The sequence below is a fragment of the Pseudomonas batumici genome (assembly GCF_036585405.1).
GTDB lineage: Bacteria > Pseudomonadota > Gammaproteobacteria > Pseudomonadales > Pseudomonadaceae > Aquipseudomonas > Aquipseudomonas batumici.
The window spans coordinates 4,548,052-4,564,453 of record NZ_CP144470.1 but is presented as its reverse complement, the minus strand read 5'-3'; the positions used below and the strand labels follow the sequence as shown (position 1 = coordinate 4,564,453).

Here is a 16,402-nt window from a genome sequence, read left to right as displayed (position 1 = left end):
CCCCTTCTTTCAGGATTTGAGGTAGCCGTTGGCGGCCAGGAAACTTTCGGTGATGCCGCCGCTCGACGGCTCCGCGGCCTTGTCGCCCAGCAGCAGGCGCTCCAGGTAACGGGCCAGCAGGTCGACTTCGAGGTTGACCTGGCGACCGGGGCGGTAGTCGGCCATGATGGTTTCGGCCAGGGTGTGCGGGACGATGGTCAGTTCGAACTCGGCGCCGTTCACCGCGTTGACCGTCAGGCTGGTGCCGTCGACGGTGATCGAGCCCTTGTGGGCGATGTACTTGGCCAGGTCTTTCGGCGCACGAATGCGGAACTGGATGGCCCGGGCATTTTCTTCACGGGCGACGACTTCGCCGACGCCGTCGACATGGCCGCTGACCAGGTGCCCGCCCAGGCGCGTGGTCGGGGTCAGGGCCTTTTCCAGGTTGACCCGGCTGCCGGCCTTCAATTGGTTGAAGGCGGTGCAGTCCAGGGTTTCCCGGCTGACGTCGGCCCAGAAGCCGTCGCCCGGCAGCTCGACGGCGGTCAGGCAGACGCCGTTCACCGCGATGCTGTCGCCGAGCTTGACGTCGGCCAGGTCCAGCTTGCCGGTTTCCACATAGACGCGGACGTCGCCGCCCTTGGGGTTCAGGGCACGGATACTGCCGATGGATTCGATAATGCCGGTAAACATGAAGTCCTCCTCGAGAACGGGCCCGCGCGTGGCGCAAGCCGAAAATTATACGCCGGGTGCCGGATCAGGTATTGCGGTGACTCGCCAGTCACTGCCGATTGCGCGCATTTCGATGATTTTCAGCCGTGGGGCCTGGTTCATCCGCTCCAGCGGCCAGTCCAGCAACGGACGCGCCGTGGAACCGAGAAAGGTCCCGGCGACAAACAGTTGGTATTCGTCCACCAGGCCTTGTCGGGCAAAGGCACCCACCAGGCGTGGGCCGGCCTCCACCAGCACTTCGTTGATGCCACGGTCGGCCAGCTCGGTCAGCAACCGGCGCAGATCGACATGACCATCGGCACCGGGCACTTCCAGCAGTTCATGGCCCAAGGCCTGATAGCGTGCGGCGGCCCCCGGGACGCAGGTCACCACCAGCGCCGGACCCGCCGTGAAGAACGCGGCATCCAGCGGTACCCGCAGGCGACCGTCGATCAACACCCGCAGGGGTGGACGGCGTTCGGCCAGGGTGGTTTGTTCCGGATCGAGACCCAGTTCGGCGGGGCGCACGGTCATCCGCGCCTTGTCCGCCATGACGCTGTCGGCACCGGTCAGCACCACGCTGGCCTGGGCCCGCAGGCGCTGCACCGCGGAACGCGCCTCCGGACCGGTGATCCACTGGCTTTCGCCGCTGGCCATGGCCGTGCGACCGTCCAGGCTCATCGCCAGCTTGACCCGCACGAACGGCACGCCGTGTTCCATGCGCTTGAGGAAACCCTGGTTGAGCGCCCGCGCCTCGCCTTCCAGCACACTGCTGTGCACGGCGATACCGGCCTCGGCCAGACGCTTGAGGCCGCGCCCGGCCACTTCCGGGTTGGGGTCCTGCATGGCCGCGACCACCCGCGCCACGCCGGCCTTGACCAGCGCGTCGGCACACGGCGGCGTGCGACCGAAGTGACTGCACGGCTCAAGGGTGACGTAGGCGGTGGCGCCCCGGGCGTTTTCGCCCGCCTCGCGCAAGGCATGCACCTCGGCATGGGGCTCGCCGGCGCGCACGTGCCAGCCTTCGCCGACCACCGCGCCGGCCTGCACGATCACGCAGCCGACCCGTGGGTTCGGGTGGGTCGAGTACAGGCCCTTGCGGGCCAGCTCCAGGGCACGGGCCATGTAGTGGGCGTCGAGGACGGCCTGCTCGGTCGAAAGGCTCATTGTTTGGCGGGCTCGCGGGCGAGACGGTCGATCTCTTCGCGGAACTCGTTGAGGTCCTGGAAGCGGCGATAGACCGAAGCGAAACGGATATAGGCGACTTCATCGAGTTTCTGCAACTCGGCCATCACCAGTTCGCCGACGACCAGCGACTTGACCTCGCGCTCGCCGGTGGCCCGCAGCTTGTGCTTGATGTGCACCAGCGCGGCTTCCAGGCGCTCGACACTGACCGGGCGCTTTTCCAGCGCGCGCTGCATGCCGGCGCGGAGTTTTTCCTCGTCGAAGGGCTGACGGCTGCCGTCCTGCTTGATCAGGCGTGGCAGGACCAGTTCGGCGGTCTCGAAGGTGGTGAAACGTTCACCGCAAGCCAGGCATTCGCGCCGGCGGCGCACCTGCTCGCCCTCGGCGACCAGACGCGAGTCGATGACTTTGGTGTCGTTGGCACCGCAGAAGGGACAGTGCATGGTGGCAGGCAACAAAAAATGGGAGGGCCATGGTAGCGCATCCCCGTGGCAAGACAAGCCATAGGGTTTGCGGTATACAGTCGCCCGACTACCTTTTAATCAGATCGATGCCCCGGATTTCGCCTTCAGTTGGAGCCGTTCATGTCAGTACGACCGCTTGTTTTGCTCAGCCTCGCCGGCCTGTTGGCCGCTTGCGGCAGCCCACCGCCAAAGCCCGTTCCGGCGGCACCGGCCCAGCAGCAGACGAGCAAACCGGTCAATCCTTATGAAGAACTCGGCCCCTTGCCCGCCTATCAGCGCGAATTGAGCGGCACCTTGCAGGGCGTCCCCAAGGGCGCGGAAGTGGAACTGGCGCTGCTGGTGATCGACGAACGCGGTCGGCCGCAGCAGTTGCTGGCCAGCAGCACGATCAACGGCACCGGCCAGGTCCTGCCCTTCCACCTGCGCTTCAACCCGGACGTGTTCCCGGTGGGCAGCCGGGTGGAATTGCGCGGACGGGCCAGCCAGTCCGGGCAACTGATCCTGCATCTGCCGTCGCGGAGCATCACCGAGCCGACCACCCAGGCCCTGGGTCAACTGCAATTTTTTACCGCGCCATGAGTGCACCGCCGGACCTGCAACAGTCCTTGAGCGAGTTGCTGGGCGATGCGCGATTGGTGGCCTGCCCGTTGCCGGAAACCGCGTTGCAGTTGTGGCTGATCGACGCGCACAACATGGATCGCGCGTTCACGCCGGAGGAAACCCGGCGGATCCTGCATGAACCGCCGTACTGGAGTTTCTGCTGGGCCAGCGGCCTGGCCATGGCCCGCTACCTGGCCGAACACCCGCAGTGGGTGGCGGGCAAGCGGGTCCTGGATTTCGGTGCCGGTTCGGGCGTGGCGGCGATTGCCGCGGCCCGGGCAGGGGCGCTGGAAGTGGTGGCCTGCGACCTCGACCCGCTGGCACTGGCGGCCTGCCGGGCGAATGCCGCGCTCAATGAGGTGGAACTGAGCTACAGCGAGGATTTCTTCGCCGAGACCGATCGCTTCGACCTGATCCTGGTGGCGGATGTGCTGTATGACCGGGAAAACCTGCCGTTGCTCGACCAGTTCCTCAGTCGGGGTCGAGAAGCGCTGGTGGCGGATTCGCGGGTGCGGGATTTCCGCCATCCGTTGTATCGCCGCCTGGAAATGCTCGAGGCCTTCACCCTGCCGGACCTGGCGGAGCCGGAGGAGTTTCGCCATGTGAGCCTGTATCACGCCTGCCGCTCCTGACTCCACCCTGTGGCGAGCGCAACTTGAAATCGCACCGCCCTGAACCATGGGCCGCTTCCGGCCATCCCACCCAGGCTTTATAGTTGCCCTATTCCCCGCTTTCCGAGACTCCGATGACTCAACCCACCCCCTACATCTTCGACGCCACCACCGCTGACTTCGACCAGTCGGTGATCGAGAACTCGTTCCACAAGCCGGTGCTGGTGGACTTCTGGGCCGAGTGGTGCGCGCCCTGCAAGGCGTTGATGCCGATGCTGCAACAGATCGCCGAGAGCTATCAGGGCGAGCTGCTGCTGGCCAAGGTCGACTGCGATGCCGAGCAGGACATCGTCGCCCGTTTCGGCATTCGCAGCCTGCCCACCGTGGTGCTGTTCAAGGACGGCCAGCCGGTGGACGGTTTCGCCGGTGCCCAGCCGGAATCGGCGGTGCGTAAAATGCTCGAGCCGCATGTGCAGATGCCACCGCCCGCGGCCGCTGATCCTCTTGAGCAGGCCGAGGCGCTGTTTACCGAAGGTCGGATCGGCGATGCCGAAGCCCTGCTCAAGGTGCTGCTCGGCGAAGACAACAGCAACGCCAAGGCGCTGATCCTTTATGGTCGTTGCCTGGCCGAACGCGGCGAGCTGGGTGAAGCCCAGGCGGTGCTGGACGCGGTGAAGAGCGACGAGCACAAGGCCGCGCTGGCCGGTGCCAAGGCGCAGCTGACCTTCCTGCGCCAGGCTGCAGACCTGCCGGAAGTGGCTGATCTGAAGGCGCGCCTGGCGCAGAACCCGCAGGACGATGAAGCGAACTACCAGTTGGCGGTACAGCAGCTGTCGCGCCAGCAGTACGAGGCCGCCCTTGAGGGTTTGCTCAAGCTGTTTATCCGCAATCGCGGTTACAGCGAAGGCCTGCCGCACAAGACCTTGCTGCAGGTATTCGACCTGCTGGGCAATGATCATCCGCTGGTGACCAGCTACCGCCGTCGGCTGTTCGCTGCGCTGTACTAACAGCGCCCCCCCATTGTAGGAGCGAGCTTGCTCGCGATGGTGGCCGAGGCACCGCGGGGCATCAGGTTTCCCGCGTCATCGTTGACGTCCATCGTCGGAACGCCGCCCGGAGCAAGCTCGCTCCTACAGCAGGATGTTGTGTCGAGCGTGAGATCAGCGCTCCGCCCCGCGCCCTCAGGCCTCAACCCAGCTGTAGAGCGGTGAATCCGCCCCGCTCACCACCTTCACCTCGCTGCAATGGCGCAAGCGCACCAGCAGGCGCTTGGCCGCCGCCGTGCTCCCCGCCAACCCCTCCAATTGCCCCAGCAACTGCGGCCCGTCGATCTGTCCGGCCTGGCGCACCAAGTCCCTGGCGGTTCGCCACAACGCATCGTCCTGGCTCACCGGCCGTGCCACCACCGCCGCGCCCGCGTCTGGCGGCACGCTCACCTGCAACTGCGCCCCAGGCGTGCCCAGTCGCCGTCATCCAGCTCCAACGTCAAATCCACCGGCCATTGGCCGATGGTGCCTCGAATTCGCACCATGATGCTCACCTCACTCTTGCAGGCGCCCATGCTCCCACGCGTCATCCGACACGCCAAGCCAGTGGCCGAACAAGTCATAAATTGTTATAAGATCACATAACAAAACACCCTTGTTGCCGTTCCTGGAGAAACGCCATGCGCCACCTGCTGCTCGCCCTGCCTTTTGCCCTGCTCCCGCTGGTTGCCGCCCAGGCCCATGAAGCCCACGAACATGGCAGCCTCGGCGCCCACGAGCACGGCGTCGGCCGGCTGAACGCGGCGCTGGACGGCCAGACCCTGGAGCTGGAACTGCAAAGCCCGGCGATGAACCTGGTGGGCTTCGAACACCCCGCCACCAGCGACGCCGACAAGGCCAAGGTCGCCGCCGTGCGTGCCTTGCTGGACAAGCCGCTGGAACTGTTCAACCTGCCGAAAGCCGCCGGTTGCATCGTGGCCAACCAGGAACTGCAAAGCCCGCTGTTCGGCGACCCGGCCCCTGAAGAGGCCGATGACGATGATGACGACGATCACGCCCCCGAAGCCGCCGGAACCACCCCGGCCGCCGGTGCCGAGCATCATCACGACCACAGCGAAATCCACGCCCACTACCAGTTCACCTGCACCACCCCGACCGCGCTGAAGACCCTGGACCTGGGCCAGGTGTTCAAGACCTTCCCCGCGACCCACAAGATCCAGGTGCAGTTGATTACCGGCAGCGGCCAACAAGGGGTTGACGCCACGCCAGAGGCTGCCACCCTGAAGTACTGATCTCCCCACTCCTTGTAGGAGCCGGCTTGCTGGCGATGAACGATAACGCGGTCTGCCTGAAACACCGCAGCGCCTGAATCGCCAGCAAGCCGGCTCCTACAAAGGCACCCCACCTGTGAATCGGCCTTTATGACCCAAGCACTTATCGAACTGTCCGACCTCGGCTTCAACTGGCCCGGTCATCCGCAGTTGCTGGACATCCCGGCATTCCGCCTGGAGCCGGGCGAAACGCTGTTCCTCAAAGGCCCCAGCGGCAGCGGCAAGACCACCTTGCTGGGCCTGCTGGGCGGCGTACAGAAACCCAGCCGGGGCAGCATCCGCCTGCTCGGCCAGGAATTGACCGAACTGGGCGCCGGTGCCCGCGACCGCTTTCGCGTCGACCACACCGGCTACATTTTCCAGCAGTTCAACCTGCTGCCGTTTCTCTCGGTCCGCGAGAACGTCGAGCTGCCTTGCCACTTCTCCAGACTGCGCGCCAACCGCGCGATCCAGCGCCACGGTAGCGCCGACCGGGCCGCCGCGACCCTGCTCGCCCACCTCGGCCTGAGTGATCCGGCCCTGCTGGAACGCCGCGCCGATTCGCTGTCCATCGGCCAACAGCAACGGGTTGCCGCCGCCCGCGCGCTGATCGGCCAACCGGAGCTGGTGATCGCCGACGAGCCGACCTCGGCGCTGGACTACGATGCCCGCGAAGCCTTTATCCAACTGCTGTTCGCCGAATGCCGCGAAGCCGGCTCCAGCCTGCTGTTCGTCAGCCATGACCAGAGCCTGGCGCCGCTGTTCGACCGTCACCTGTCGCTGTCCGAATTGAATCGCGCGGCCATGCCCGCGGAGGTCTGAGATGTATCTGTTTCGTCTGGCCCTGGCCAGCCTGGCCAACCGCCGCTTCACCGCCCTGCTCACGGCCTTCGCCATCGCCCTGTCGGTCTGCCTGCTGCTGGCCGTGGAACGCGTGCGCACCGAAGCCCGCGCCAGCTTCGCCAGCACCATCAGCGGCACCGACCTGATCGTCGGCGCCCGCTCGGGCTCGGTGAACCTGCTGCTGTACTCGGTGTTTCGCATCGGCAACGCCACCAACAACATCCGCTGGGACAGCTTCGAACACTTCGCCAGCAACCCGAAGGTGAAGTGGGCGATCCCGATGTCCCTCGGCGACTCCCATCGCGGCTACCGGGTACTGGGCACCAGCCAGGCCTACTTCGATCATTACCAGTACGGCCACCAGCAGAACCTGCAACTGGCCGAAGGCCGCCCCTTCGCCACCGATCCGTTCGAGGTGGTGCTCGGTGCCGAGGTGACGGAGGCGTTGCACTACAAGCTCGGCGACAAGCTGGTGCTGGCCCACGGCGTGGCCGTCGTCAGCCTGGTCAAGCATGACGACAAGCCCTTCACTGTGGTCGGTATTCTCAAGCGCACCGGCACCCCGGTGGACCGCACGCTGCATATCAGCCTCGGCGGCATGGAAGCGATCCACATCGACTGGCACGACGGCGTGCCGGCCCACGGCACCGGGCGCATCAGCGCCGACCAGGCACGCAACATGGACCTGACGCCGCAAGCCATCACCGCCTTCATGCTCGGCCTCAACAGCAAGGTCTCGACCTTCGCCCTGCAACGGGAGATCAACGAATTCCGTGGCGAGCCGATGCTGGCGATCCTGCCGGGCGTGGCCTTGCAGGAACTCTGGAGCCTGATGGGCACGGCGGAAAAGGCGCTGTTCGTGGTTTCGCTGTTCGTGGTCTTGACCGGCTTGATCGGCATGCTCACGGCGATCCTCACCAGCCTCAACGAGCGCCGCCGGGAGATGGCGATCCTGCGCTCGGTCGGCGCGCGGCCTTGGCATATCGCCAGCCTGCTGGTGCTGGAAGCCCTGGCCCTGGCGCTGTCCGGGGTGGTGGCCGGGGTCGGCCTGTTGTACCTGTGCATCGCCCTGGCCCAGGGTTACGTGCAGTCGAGCTACGGGCTGTACCTGCCACTGTCCTGGCCGAGCGAATATGAATGGACGCTGCTCGGCGGTATCCTCGTCGCCGCCCTGTTGATGGGCAGCGTGCCGGCGTGGCGCGCCTATCGACAATCCCTGGCCGACGGCCTGTCCATCCGTTTATGAGTGTGCTGCGATGAAGAACAAAGTCCTGGCCGGCGTGCTGCTGGCGCTGTCCGTGGTGACGGCCACGCCATTGTGGGCCGCCGACAAACCGAGGGAGCTGACCTGGCATGACATGATTCCGCCCGATGCCCCACAGGAAGCCCCGCAGATGACGCCGCTGCATGACCTGTCGAAACTCGGCAGCACCAACATCGAGGCGGCGCCGGCGGCCAAGCAGTCGCTGCCCGATGCGCCGGTGGTCAAGGCACTGGACGGCCAGCATGTGCGCCTGCCGGGCTATATCGTGCCGCTGGAAGTCAGCGAGGAAGGCCGGACCACGGACTTTCTGCTGGTGCCGTATTTCGGCGCCTGCATCCATGTACCGCCACCGCCGTCGAACCAGATCGTGCATGTGACCAGTGAGCTGGGGGTCAAGCTCGATGAGCTGTACCAGCCGTACTGGATCGAGGGCGACATGCAGGTCAAGCCGAGCACCAGCGACCTGGCCGATGCGGGGTACAGCATGGCGGCGCAGAAGATCTACGTGTATGAATTGCCCGAGTAAGGCCGGTCGTTCACCGGTGTTCTCGCTATAGCGTCAGCAGGAACAACCCAAAAGTTCCTGCCCCGACTCGACCATTGGCCTTTCATTGAGCTGAGTCAAAGAGCCGCCCGGATTCCATTGAGCTGGGTCAAAAGCCGGCCCGGCTCGCTCTTTACCATTGGACACAGTGAATTCAACTCGTCCTTTGGAGCCCCCCCATGCACAAGTCCCTGCTCAGCGCCTCCCTCGTTGCGCTCGCCCTCGCCGCCCCCCTTGCACACGCCCACCAGGCCGGTGATTTCATCGTCCGCGCCGGTGCCGCGACCATTTCGCCGAACGACAGCAGCAGCGACCTGAGACTCGACGGCGCGAAGATCTCCGGCACCAAGGCCACGGTGGACAACGACACCCAGTTGGGCCTGGCCTTCGCCTACATGTTCACCGACCATATCGGCCTGGAGCTGCTGGCCGCCACGCCGTTCCATCACGAAGTCTCCGTCAAGGGCCTCGGCCCGGCGCTGGATGGCCAGTTGGGGGATATCAAGCAACTGCCGCCGACCCTGTCGCTGCAGTACTACCCGCTGGATGCCAGCTCGAAGTTCCAACCTTATGGCGGTATCGGCATCAACTACACGATGTTCTTCGGTGAAGACCTGACCAGCCAGCGCAAGAACGAAGGCTTCAGCAACCTGAAGCTGCAGAACTCGGTGGGCCTGGCCGGACAGCTGGGCTTCGACTACATGCTCACCGACCGCATGCTGTTCAACGCCTCGGTCTGGTACGTGGACCTCGACACCAAGGCCACCGTCGACGGACCGACCGCCCTGGGTGTAGGCCAGACCAAGGTGGACGTGAAAGTCGACCCATGGGTCTACATGGTCGGCATCGGCTACAAGTTCTAAGCCGAACCCCCTATCCGCTTTCCATCCCCCCATGAAAAAGGCGCCTCTTCAGGCGCCTTTTTCATTTCCCGTGATCGACCTCAGCGCTCCGGCAAGCCGAAACCTCCGATGACAAGAACGGGGACATCAGCCATGCCGATAGAACCTGTCGAGTAGCGCCGGCAACGCCGCACGCCAGGCACGGGGCTTGATGCCGAAGGTATGGAGGATTTTCTTGCAGGCCAGCACCGCGTGCTGCGGCTCGTCCGCCGCATCCGGACGGGCGGCGTGGGCCTGGGCGGTCGGCGCCTCGATGGCCAGCGGATGCAATTGCCGGGCTTCGCTGAGAATCGCCTGCCCCAGGGCCAGCGGCGTGGTCGCCTCATGGCCGGCGTAGTGGTAGGTGCCCCACAACGGCGCGGCACAATCGAGTTGCTTGAGCACCGAAATGATCACCCGGGCCGCATCGTCCACGGGGGTCGGGTTGCCACGCCGGTCATCGGCCATCAACAGTTCATCGGGCTTCTCGGCCCGAGCCAGGAAACGCCCGAGGGTGCCTTCGGGGCTGTCGTCGAGCAACCAGCCGAAGCGCAGCAACACGTGTTGCGGACAGGTGGCGCGCACGCTCTGCTCGATCCGCCACAGCGCCTGGCCGCGCAGGCCCAGGGGCACGGGTTCGTCTTTTTCGCTGTAGGCCGTGGCCCGCGAACCGTCGAACACCCGGTAACTGGAAGGTTGCAGGAGGATGATGTTGTGGTGCTGGCAGAGCTCGGCCAGCCGCTCGACGGCGCGCTCCTGCTCGGCCAGGCGCGTCTCGCCGACCGTCTCCGCCTGGAACCAGTCGAAGTAGAAGGCAAGGTTGATCAACGCATCCGGACGGGTGTCGTCGAGCAGTTGCGTGAGGCTCGCGGCGTCCCAGCCGTCTTGCGGCGGACGGGGGGCGAGGAAACCGATGTCCTCTTCCGCCCCCAGGCGAATCAGCGCCTGCCCAAGGGCATTTCCGCCGCCCAGTAACATAAGGCGCATTCGCATAGAGTCAGCAGGCCCAGGTCTGTTCAGAACGATGGTGGTTGGCGGAAAGCGTGTGGCCTCGCCGCCGGCAATAGCCAGAATCCTTGCATTTTGCGGGTTTTGCGCGCAACCGTCACGGATAAAGTGCCAGAGGGGTCCGCCGGCTTGCAACTTGGGCCGGACGATCGCATAAATGAACCCATGAATCTTCCCGAATCGGTCCACGACGCTCTGGCAGGTTTCCACCCGGCCGTCAGCGCCTGGTTTCGCCACACTTTCCCGGACGTGACCGCCGCCCAGGCCCGCGCCTGGCCGTTGATCCGCCAGCGCCGCTCGACGCTGATCGCCGCGCCCACCGGCTCCGGCAAGACCCTGACCGGCTTTCTCGCGGCGATCGACGATCTGGTCCACCAGGGCCTGGCCCTGGGCGGCGAATTGCCGGACGAAACCCTGATCGTCTATGTGTCGCCGCTCAAGGCGCTGTCCAACGATATCCGCATCAACCTGCAGGAGCCGCTGGCGGGCATCACTGCACAGCTTGAGCGCCAGGGCCTGCCGCCACTGTCGATCACCACGGCGGTACGCACCGGCGACACCCCGCAGAACGAACGCACGCGCCTGCGCAAGACCGCGCCGCATATCCTGGTGACCACGCCGGAATCGCTCTATGTGCTGCTCGGTTCCGATTCCGGCCGGCGCATGCTGGGCAGCGTACGCACGGTGATCGTCGACGAGATCCACGCCATCGCCGCCAGCAAGCGCGGCAGCCACCTGGCCCTGAGCCTGGAGCGCTTGCAGGCGCTGTGTGGCGAGTCGTTGCTGCGCATCGGTCTGTCGGCCACGCAAAAGCCCATCGACGCGGTGTCGCGCTTTCTGGTGGGCAGCGGGCGCGCCTGCGAAATCATCGATATCGGCCACGCCCGCCCCCGCGACCTGGGCATCGAGGTGCCCCCCGTGCCGCTGACGGCGGTGATGGCCAACGATGTCTGGGAGCTGGTCTACGAGCGCCTGGCCGAGCTGGCCCGACAACACCGCACCACGCTGATTTTCGTCAACACCCGACGCCTGGCCGAACGCCTGGCCCGGCACTTGAGCGAGCGCCTGGGCAAGGAGGCGGTAGCCGCCCACCATGGCAGCCTGGCCAAGGAACAGCGGCTGGACGCCGAACAACGGCTCAAGCGCGGCGAGCTGCAAGTGCTGATCGCCACTGCCTCGCTGGAATTGGGCATCGATATCGGCGAAGTGGAACTGGTCTGCCAGATCGGCTCGCCGCGTTCCATCGCCGCCTTCCTGCAAAGGGTTGGACGCTCCGGCCACCAGGTCGGCGGCACGCCCAAGGGCCGGCTGTTCGCCACCTCGCGGGACGAGTTGATCGAGTGCGCCGCCCTGCTCGACTGCGTGCGCCGCGGCGAGCTGGATACCTTGCTGATTCCCCGCGCCCCGTTGGATGTGCTGGCCCAGCAGATCGTCGCCGAAGTCAGCTGCCAGGAATGGCAGGAGCAACCGCTGCTGGAACTGATCCGCCGGGCCGCGCCCTATGCCGAACTGGACGAGGCCCACTACCAGGCGCTGCTGCGGATGCTCGCCGAGGGCTTCAACAGTCGCCAGGGCCTACGCAGCGCCTATATTCACCGCGACGCCGTGAGCCATACCCTGCGCGGGCGCCGTGGCAGCCGCCTGACCGCCCTCACCAGCGGCGGCACCATCCCGGACAACGCCGACTACAGCGTACTGCTCGACCCCCAGGGCTTGAACATCGGTTCGGTGCATGAGGACTTCGCGGTGGAAAGCATCGCCGGCGACGTGTTCCAACTGGGCAACAGTTCCTACCGCATCCTGCGGATAGAGACCGGCAAGGTGCGGGTCGAGGATGCCCATGGCCAGCCACCGAGTATTCCGTTCTGGCTCGGCGAGGCACCGGGGCGCAGCGCCGAGTTGTCCTTCGCCGTGGCGCGCCTCAACGCCCACCTGGATGAGTGGCTGGGAGCTACGCCAGGGGACTTGCAGCCGAGCCTCGACTGGCTGCGCGAGAGCATCGGCCTGGACCCGGCCAGCGCCGAGCAGATCGTCGAGTACCTGGCCCGCGCCCGACAATGCCTGGGCGCGCTACCGTCCCAGGACACCCTGGTGATGGAGCGTTTCTTCGACGAGTCCGGCGGTACCCAGCTGGTGATCCACACGCCGTTCGGCAGCCGGATCAACCGCGCCTGGGGCCTGGCCTTGCGCAAGCGTTTCTGCCGCACCTTCAACTTCGAATTGCAGGCCGCCGCCAGCGAAGACGCCATCGTGCTGTCGCTGTCCACCAGCCACAGCTTTGCCCTCGACGAGGTCTGGCGTTACCTCAACAGCCGCAGCGCCGAACAGATCCTGATCCAGGCCGTGCTCGACGCCCCGCTGTTCGGGGTGCGCTGGCGCTGGAATGCCGGGGTCGCGCTGGCGCTGCCGCGCTTTGTCGGCGGACGCAAGGTGGCGCCGCAGATCCAGCGGATGAAAAGCGAAGACCTGACCGCCTGCGTGTTCCCGGACCAGATCGCCTGCCTGGAAAACCTCGCCGGCGAGCGGGAAATTCCCGACCACCCGCTGGTGGAACAGACCCTCGACGACTGTCTGCACGAGGCCATGGACTGCGAAGGCTGGCTGGCCCTGCTGCGGCGCATGGAAGCCGGTGAAGTGCGGCTGATCGCCCGCGACCTGCCGGCGCCCTCGCCGCTGGCGGCGGAAATCCTCAGCGCCAGGCCCTATACCTTCCTCGACGATGCGCCGCTGGAAGAGCGCCGCACCCAGGCCGTGTTGAACCGGCGCTGGAGCGATCCGAGCAGCACCGACGATCTCGGCGCGCTGGATGCTGAGGCCATCCAGGCCGTGGCCGAGGAAGCCTGGCCCGCGCCCAACGGCGAGGATGAAATGCATGAGGCGTTGATGAGCCTCGCGGCGATCAGCGACGCTGAAGTCCAGGCCAATCCCTCGTGGTCCTCCTGGCTTCAGGCGCTCGCGGCGCAAGGGCGCGCCACGCGTTTGCATATCAACACGACCCACTCGGTGTGGACCGCCCTGGAACGCCTGACCTGCCTGCAAGCACTTTATCCACAGGCCGCGCTCGACCCGCCCTTGCAACCACCGATGGGTTTCGATCAACCCTGGGAGGCCGACGAGGCGGCCGTCGAACTGGTCCGCGCTCGCCTCAGTGGTTTTGCTCCACTGACACTACCCGAAATCGCCGAGCCCCTGGCACTACCCACCGCCACACTGGCCCAGGCCCTGGCGAAACTGGAAAGCGAAGGCTATGTGCTACGCGGTCAGTTCAGCCCGGGGGCGCCTCGGGAACAGTGGTGCGAACGCCACCTGCTGGCGCGCATCCACCGCTACACGGTCAAGCGCCTGCGCCGGGAAATCGAGCCGGTGGCGGTGCAGGATTTCATGCGTTTCCTGTTCGACTGGCAGCACCTTTCCGTCGCCTGCCAGGGCCAGGGCAGCGCGGCCCTGGCGATGATTATCAGCCAGTTCGAAGGTTACCCGGTCGCCGCCGGGGCCTGGGACAGCGACGTGCTGGCTGCACGCCTCAAAGATTATTCGCCGACCTGGCTCGATGAGTTGTGCCGCTCGGGCAAGCTGGTCTGGGCCCGCCTCAGTGCCCACGGCAAAAGCGCCAGCGTGGCCTCGCGCAACACGCCGGTGGTGTTGCTGCCCCGGGGCCAGGTCGCGTTGTGGAGCAGCCTGACGGAACAGACGGCGGTGGAAGAGTTGTCGCCGCGGACGCAAAAGGCCCATGCCGCGCTGACCCAGCAGGGCGCGCTGTTTTTCGATGAGTTGCTGCACGAGGCTCATCTGCTGCCCACCGAACTGGAAGCCGCGTTGCAGGAGCTGGTGGGCGCCGGTTGGGTGAATGCCGACAGCTTTGCCGGCCTGCGGGCGCTGATCACCCCAGCCAGCAAGCGCCAGGCCCGCAGCCCTCGACGCGGACGCGGGGCCTTTGTCGGCGGAATGGACGATGCCGGACGCTGGGCCTTGCTGCGACGCTCCGCCGTGGCTGTGCCGGCGGGCGGCCAGGTGCCGGCCGAGACCCTGGAACATATCGCCATGACCTTGTTGCGGCGTTACGGCGTGGTGTTCTGGCGGCTGTTGGAGCGTGAGGCGGACTGGTTGCCGAGCTGGCGGGAGTTGCTGAGGACTTTTCATCGGCTGGAAGCCCGGGGCGAAATTCGTGGCGGGCGTTTTGTCAGTGGTTTGTCGGGCGAGCAGTTCGCCTTGCCGGAGGCGATTCCGTTATTGCGCGAAGTGCGCCGACGCCCGCAGGACGGCAGCCTGATCGCGGTGTGCGGCGCCGATCCGCTGAACCTGGCGGGGACCGTGTTGCCGGGCGCCAAGGTGCCGGCGCTGGCGGGGAATCGCCTGGTGTATCGCGATGGTGTTCCGGCTGCGGCGGAGATTGCCGGCAAGCCGGTGTACTGGTTGGAGCTGGACCAAGCGGCGACTGCCGAACTGAGAAAAAAACTGACCCAATACCGCCTCTGAAACCACCACGCCCCCTGTAGGAGCCTGGCTTGCCAGCGATTGCGTCCGGACAGGCACCGCAAGGTTCAAGGGCCTCATCGCCGGCAAGCCGGCTCCTACAGGGGGATCGCGGCGTTCTCTATAATTTTATTACACGCCCGATCTTTGCCTGCTGATCAAATATGTTGTGCTCTTACTTGTATTTTTCCGCACAAGTGAAACCCCGACACTGCGCTCCGGATCAAAACCCATCGGAGTTGCAACCATGCCCATTGCCTTGCTGGCGCTGACCCTCAGCGCCTTTGCCATCGGGACGACCGAGTTCGTCATCGTTGGCCTGTTACCCACCATCGGCACCGACCTGGGGGTCGATCTGCCCACCGCCGGCCTGCTGGTCAGTCTCTATGCCCTGGGGGTCGCTATCGGTGCCCCGGTGCTGACCGCCCTCACCGGCAAGGTCCCGCGCAAACTGTTGCTGCTGGCGCTGATGGTGCTGTTCACCCTCGGCAACCTGCTGGCTTGGCAAGCGCCGAGCTACGAGTCGCTGATCCTCGCGCGAATCGTCACCGGCCTGGCCCACGGGGTGTTCTTCTCCATCGGCTCGACCATCGCCACCAGCCTGGTGCCGAAGGAAAAGGCCGCCAGTGCGATTGCCATCATGTTCACCGGCCTGACCGTGGCCCTGGTGACCGGCGTACCACTGGGGACCTTTATCGGCCAGCATTTCGGCTGGCGCGAAACCTTTCTCGCCGTGTCCGCCCTGGGTGTGATCGCCTTTCTCGGCAGCCTGCTCTATGTGCCGAAGCACATCGCGCACAACAAGCCCGCCTCACTGATCCAGCAACTGCAAGTGCTGAAACAACCGCGTCTGCTGCTGGTGTATGCGATGACCGCGGCCGGGTATGGCGGCACCTTTATCGCGTTTACCTTCCTGGCGCCGATCCTTCAGGAGATCTCCGGCTTCCAGCCCGGCACCGTCAGCCTGGTGCTGCTGGTCTACGGCGTCTCGGTGGCGGTGGGCAATATCTGGGGCGGGAAACTGGCGGACAAGCGCGGCCCCATCGGCGCGTTGAAGCTCATCTTCCTGCTGCTGGCCGTCGTGCTGTTCGTGCTGGGCTTCACCGCCGGCCATCCGTGGCTGGTCCTGTTGACCGTGCTGGCCTGGGGCGCGGTGGCCTTCGGCAACGTGCCGGGCCTGCAGATCTACGTGGTACGCCAGGCCGAGCATCACACGCCACAGGCCGTGGATGTGGCGTCGGGCCTGAACATCGCCGCCTTCAACCTCGGCATTGCCGGTGGGGCCTGGATCGGTGGGTTGATCGTCGCCAACCTAGGGCTGATCCATACCACCTGGATTGGCGGGCTGGTGGTGCTGGTGGCCCTGGCGCTGACGGCCTGGAGCGGTCGGCTGGATCGACGGGGACCGGTGTATGCGCAGCCCGCTGAAGGTTCGGCGCGGATGGTGGGCGGACACTGAGGCCCACCGTCACAACGCGCTGGTGGAGTTCACTCGATTGCCCCACACTGGCCTGATCGATACGGGCTCCCGCACTCCATTTGA

The 16,402-nt window shown here is 65.8% G+C and carries 14 protein-coding genes and 1 pseudogene; 10 read left to right on the top strand and 5 right to left on the bottom strand.

Annotated features, from left to right (window positions below; genetic code table 11):
* Positions 1 to 9: 9 nt before the first annotated feature.
* The 3 genes from NUH87_RS20765 to nrdR are packed head-to-tail and all read right to left on the bottom strand — an operon-like array spanning position 10 to position 2,318.
* Complete coding sequence (locus NUH87_RS20765; protein ID WP_040071243.1) at positions 10 to 672, bottom strand: riboflavin synthase; 663 nt, start codon at positions 670 to 672, stop codon at positions 10 to 12.
* Positions 673 to 717: 45 nt separating this feature from the next.
* On the bottom strand, positions 718 to 1,857 hold the full coding sequence (gene ribD / locus NUH87_RS20760) for a bifunctional diaminohydroxyphosphoribosylaminopyrimidine deaminase/5-amino-6-(5-phosphoribosylamino)uracil reductase RibD (RefSeq protein WP_338522505.1): 1,140 nt from the start codon (positions 1,855 to 1,857) through the stop codon (positions 718 to 720).
* Positions 1,854 to 2,318 (bottom strand): transcriptional regulator NrdR, encoded by a 465-nt coding sequence (gene nrdR / locus NUH87_RS20755; protein ID WP_338522504.1) that lies wholly within the window; start codon positions 2,316 to 2,318, stop codon positions 1,854 to 1,856. The genes ribD and nrdR overlap by 4 nt, the downstream gene beginning before the upstream one ends.
* 141 nt (positions 2,319 to 2,459) lie before the next feature.
* Here nrdR and NUH87_RS20750 point away from each other — a divergent pair, with 141 nt between their 5' ends.
* From NUH87_RS20750 to trxA, 3 genes are all read left to right on the top strand, one after another.
* Positions 2,460 to 2,918 carry a YbaY family lipoprotein gene (locus NUH87_RS20750; RefSeq protein ID WP_040071246.1) on the top strand — a complete coding sequence of 153 codons (459 nt, stop codon included), beginning with the start codon at positions 2,460 to 2,462 and terminating at the stop codon, positions 2,916 to 2,918.
* Positions 2,915 to 3,571 carry a class I SAM-dependent methyltransferase gene (locus NUH87_RS20745; RefSeq protein WP_338522503.1) on the top strand — a complete coding sequence of 219 codons (657 nt, stop codon included), beginning with the start codon at positions 2,915 to 2,917 and terminating at the stop codon, positions 3,569 to 3,571. Before NUH87_RS20750 ends, NUH87_RS20745 begins: the two co-directional genes overlap by 4 nt.
* Positions 3,572 to 3,684: 113 nt before the next feature.
* The gene (trxA, locus tag NUH87_RS20740; RefSeq protein WP_338522502.1) at positions 3,685 to 4,557 is read left to right on the top strand and encodes a thioredoxin; all 873 of its coding nucleotides are present in this window, start codon (positions 3,685 to 3,687) and stop codon (positions 4,555 to 4,557) included.
* Between the two features lie 174 nt (positions 4,558 to 4,731).
* On the opposite strand, the pseudogene NUH87_RS20735 reads toward trxA, so the two are convergent.
* A pseudogene (locus NUH87_RS20735) lies at positions 4,732 to 5,081 on the bottom strand (hypothetical protein).
* 135 nt (positions 5,082 to 5,216) lie between these two features.
* Between NUH87_RS20735 and NUH87_RS20730 the strand changes: the two are divergent.
* The 5 genes from NUH87_RS20730 to NUH87_RS20710 all read left to right on the top strand — a co-directional run bounded on the left by NUH87_RS20730 (position 5,217) and on the right by NUH87_RS20710 (position 9,360).
* Positions 5,217 to 5,828, top strand: coding sequence for a DUF2796 domain-containing protein (locus NUH87_RS20730; RefSeq protein ID WP_338522501.1), 612 nt, complete (start codon positions 5,217 to 5,219; stop codon positions 5,826 to 5,828).
* A 129-nt stretch (positions 5,829 to 5,957) separates the two neighbouring features.
* Complete coding sequence (locus NUH87_RS20725; RefSeq protein WP_338522500.1) at positions 5,958 to 6,668, top strand: ABC transporter ATP-binding protein; 711 nt, start codon at positions 5,958 to 5,960, stop codon at positions 6,666 to 6,668.
* 1 nt (position 6,669) lies between these two features.
* Positions 6,670 to 7,935, top strand: coding sequence for an ABC transporter permease (locus NUH87_RS20720; RefSeq protein WP_338522499.1), 1,266 nt, complete (start codon positions 6,670 to 6,672; stop codon positions 7,933 to 7,935).
* A gap of 10 nt (positions 7,936 to 7,945) precedes the next feature.
* Positions 7,946 to 8,479: a DUF3299 domain-containing protein gene (locus NUH87_RS20715; protein ID WP_338522498.1), complete on the top strand. Its 534-nt coding sequence runs from the start codon at positions 7,946 to 7,948 to the stop codon at positions 8,477 to 8,479.
* A gap of 197 nt (positions 8,480 to 8,676) precedes the next feature.
* Positions 8,677 to 9,360 carry an OmpW/AlkL family protein gene (locus tag NUH87_RS20710; protein WP_338522497.1) on the top strand — a complete coding sequence of 228 codons (684 nt, stop codon included), beginning with the start codon at positions 8,677 to 8,679 and terminating at the stop codon, positions 9,358 to 9,360.
* Between the two features lie 126 nt (positions 9,361 to 9,486).
* On the opposite strand, the gene NUH87_RS20705 is transcribed toward NUH87_RS20710, so the two are convergent.
* Positions 9,487 to 10,371: a sugar nucleotide-binding protein gene (locus tag NUH87_RS20705; protein WP_084615155.1), complete on the bottom strand. Its 885-nt coding sequence runs from the start codon at positions 10,369 to 10,371 to the stop codon at positions 9,487 to 9,489.
* A gap of 180 nt (positions 10,372 to 10,551) precedes the next feature.
* Between NUH87_RS20705 and NUH87_RS20700 the strand changes: the two genes are divergently transcribed.
* Entirely contained in the window at positions 10,552 to 14,862 is a 4,311-nt protein-coding gene (locus NUH87_RS20700) for a DEAD/DEAH box helicase (protein ID WP_338522496.1), read from the top strand.
* A 244-nt stretch (positions 14,863 to 15,106) separates the two neighbouring features.
* Positions 15,107 to 16,318, top strand: coding sequence for an MFS transporter (locus NUH87_RS20695; protein ID WP_338522495.1), 1,212 nt, complete (start codon positions 15,107 to 15,109; stop codon positions 16,316 to 16,318).
* The last annotated feature ends 84 nt before the right edge of the window (positions 16,319 to 16,402 follow it).

Bases quoted from the DNA above. Each gene is read 5' to 3' on its own strand.
- NUH87_RS20765 (WP_040071243.1), bottom strand. From the start codon at position 672: ATGTTTACCGGCATTATCGAATCCATCGGCAGTATCCGTGCCCTGAAC.
- NUH87_RS20725 (WP_338522500.1), top strand. From the start codon at position 5,958: ATGACCCAAGCACTTATCGAACTGTCCGACCTCGGCTTCAACTGGCCC.
- nrdR (WP_338522504.1), bottom strand. From the start codon at position 2,318: ATGCACTGTCCCTTCTGCGGTGCCAACGACACCAAAGTCATCGACTCG.
- trxA (WP_338522502.1), top strand. From the start codon at position 3,685: ATGACTCAACCCACCCCCTACATCTTCGACGCCACCACCGCTGACTTC.
- NUH87_RS20750 (WP_040071246.1), top strand. From the start codon at position 2,460: ATGTCAGTACGACCGCTTGTTTTGCTCAGCCTCGCCGGCCTGTTGGCC.
- NUH87_RS20705 (WP_084615155.1), bottom strand. From the start codon at position 10,371: ATGCGAATGCGCCTTATGTTACTGGGCGGCGGAAATGCCCTTGGGCAG.
- NUH87_RS20720 (WP_338522499.1), top strand. From the start codon at position 6,670: ATGTATCTGTTTCGTCTGGCCCTGGCCAGCCTGGCCAACCGCCGCTTC.
- NUH87_RS20745 (WP_338522503.1), top strand. From the start codon at position 2,915: ATGAGTGCACCGCCGGACCTGCAACAGTCCTTGAGCGAGTTGCTGGGC.
- NUH87_RS20715 (WP_338522498.1), top strand. From the start codon at position 7,946: ATGAAGAACAAAGTCCTGGCCGGCGTGCTGCTGGCGCTGTCCGTGGTG.
- NUH87_RS20695 (WP_338522495.1), top strand. From the start codon at position 15,107: ATGCCCATTGCCTTGCTGGCGCTGACCCTCAGCGCCTTTGCCATCGGG.
- NUH87_RS20710 (WP_338522497.1), top strand. From the start codon at position 8,677: ATGCACAAGTCCCTGCTCAGCGCCTCCCTCGTTGCGCTCGCCCTCGCC.
- ribD (WP_338522505.1), bottom strand. From the start codon at position 1,857: ATGAGCCTTTCGACCGAGCAGGCCGTCCTCGACGCCCACTACATGGCC.
- NUH87_RS20700 (WP_338522496.1), top strand. From the start codon at position 10,552: ATGAATCTTCCCGAATCGGTCCACGACGCTCTGGCAGGTTTCCACCCG.
- NUH87_RS20730 (WP_338522501.1), top strand. From the start codon at position 5,217: ATGCGCCACCTGCTGCTCGCCCTGCCTTTTGCCCTGCTCCCGCTGGTT.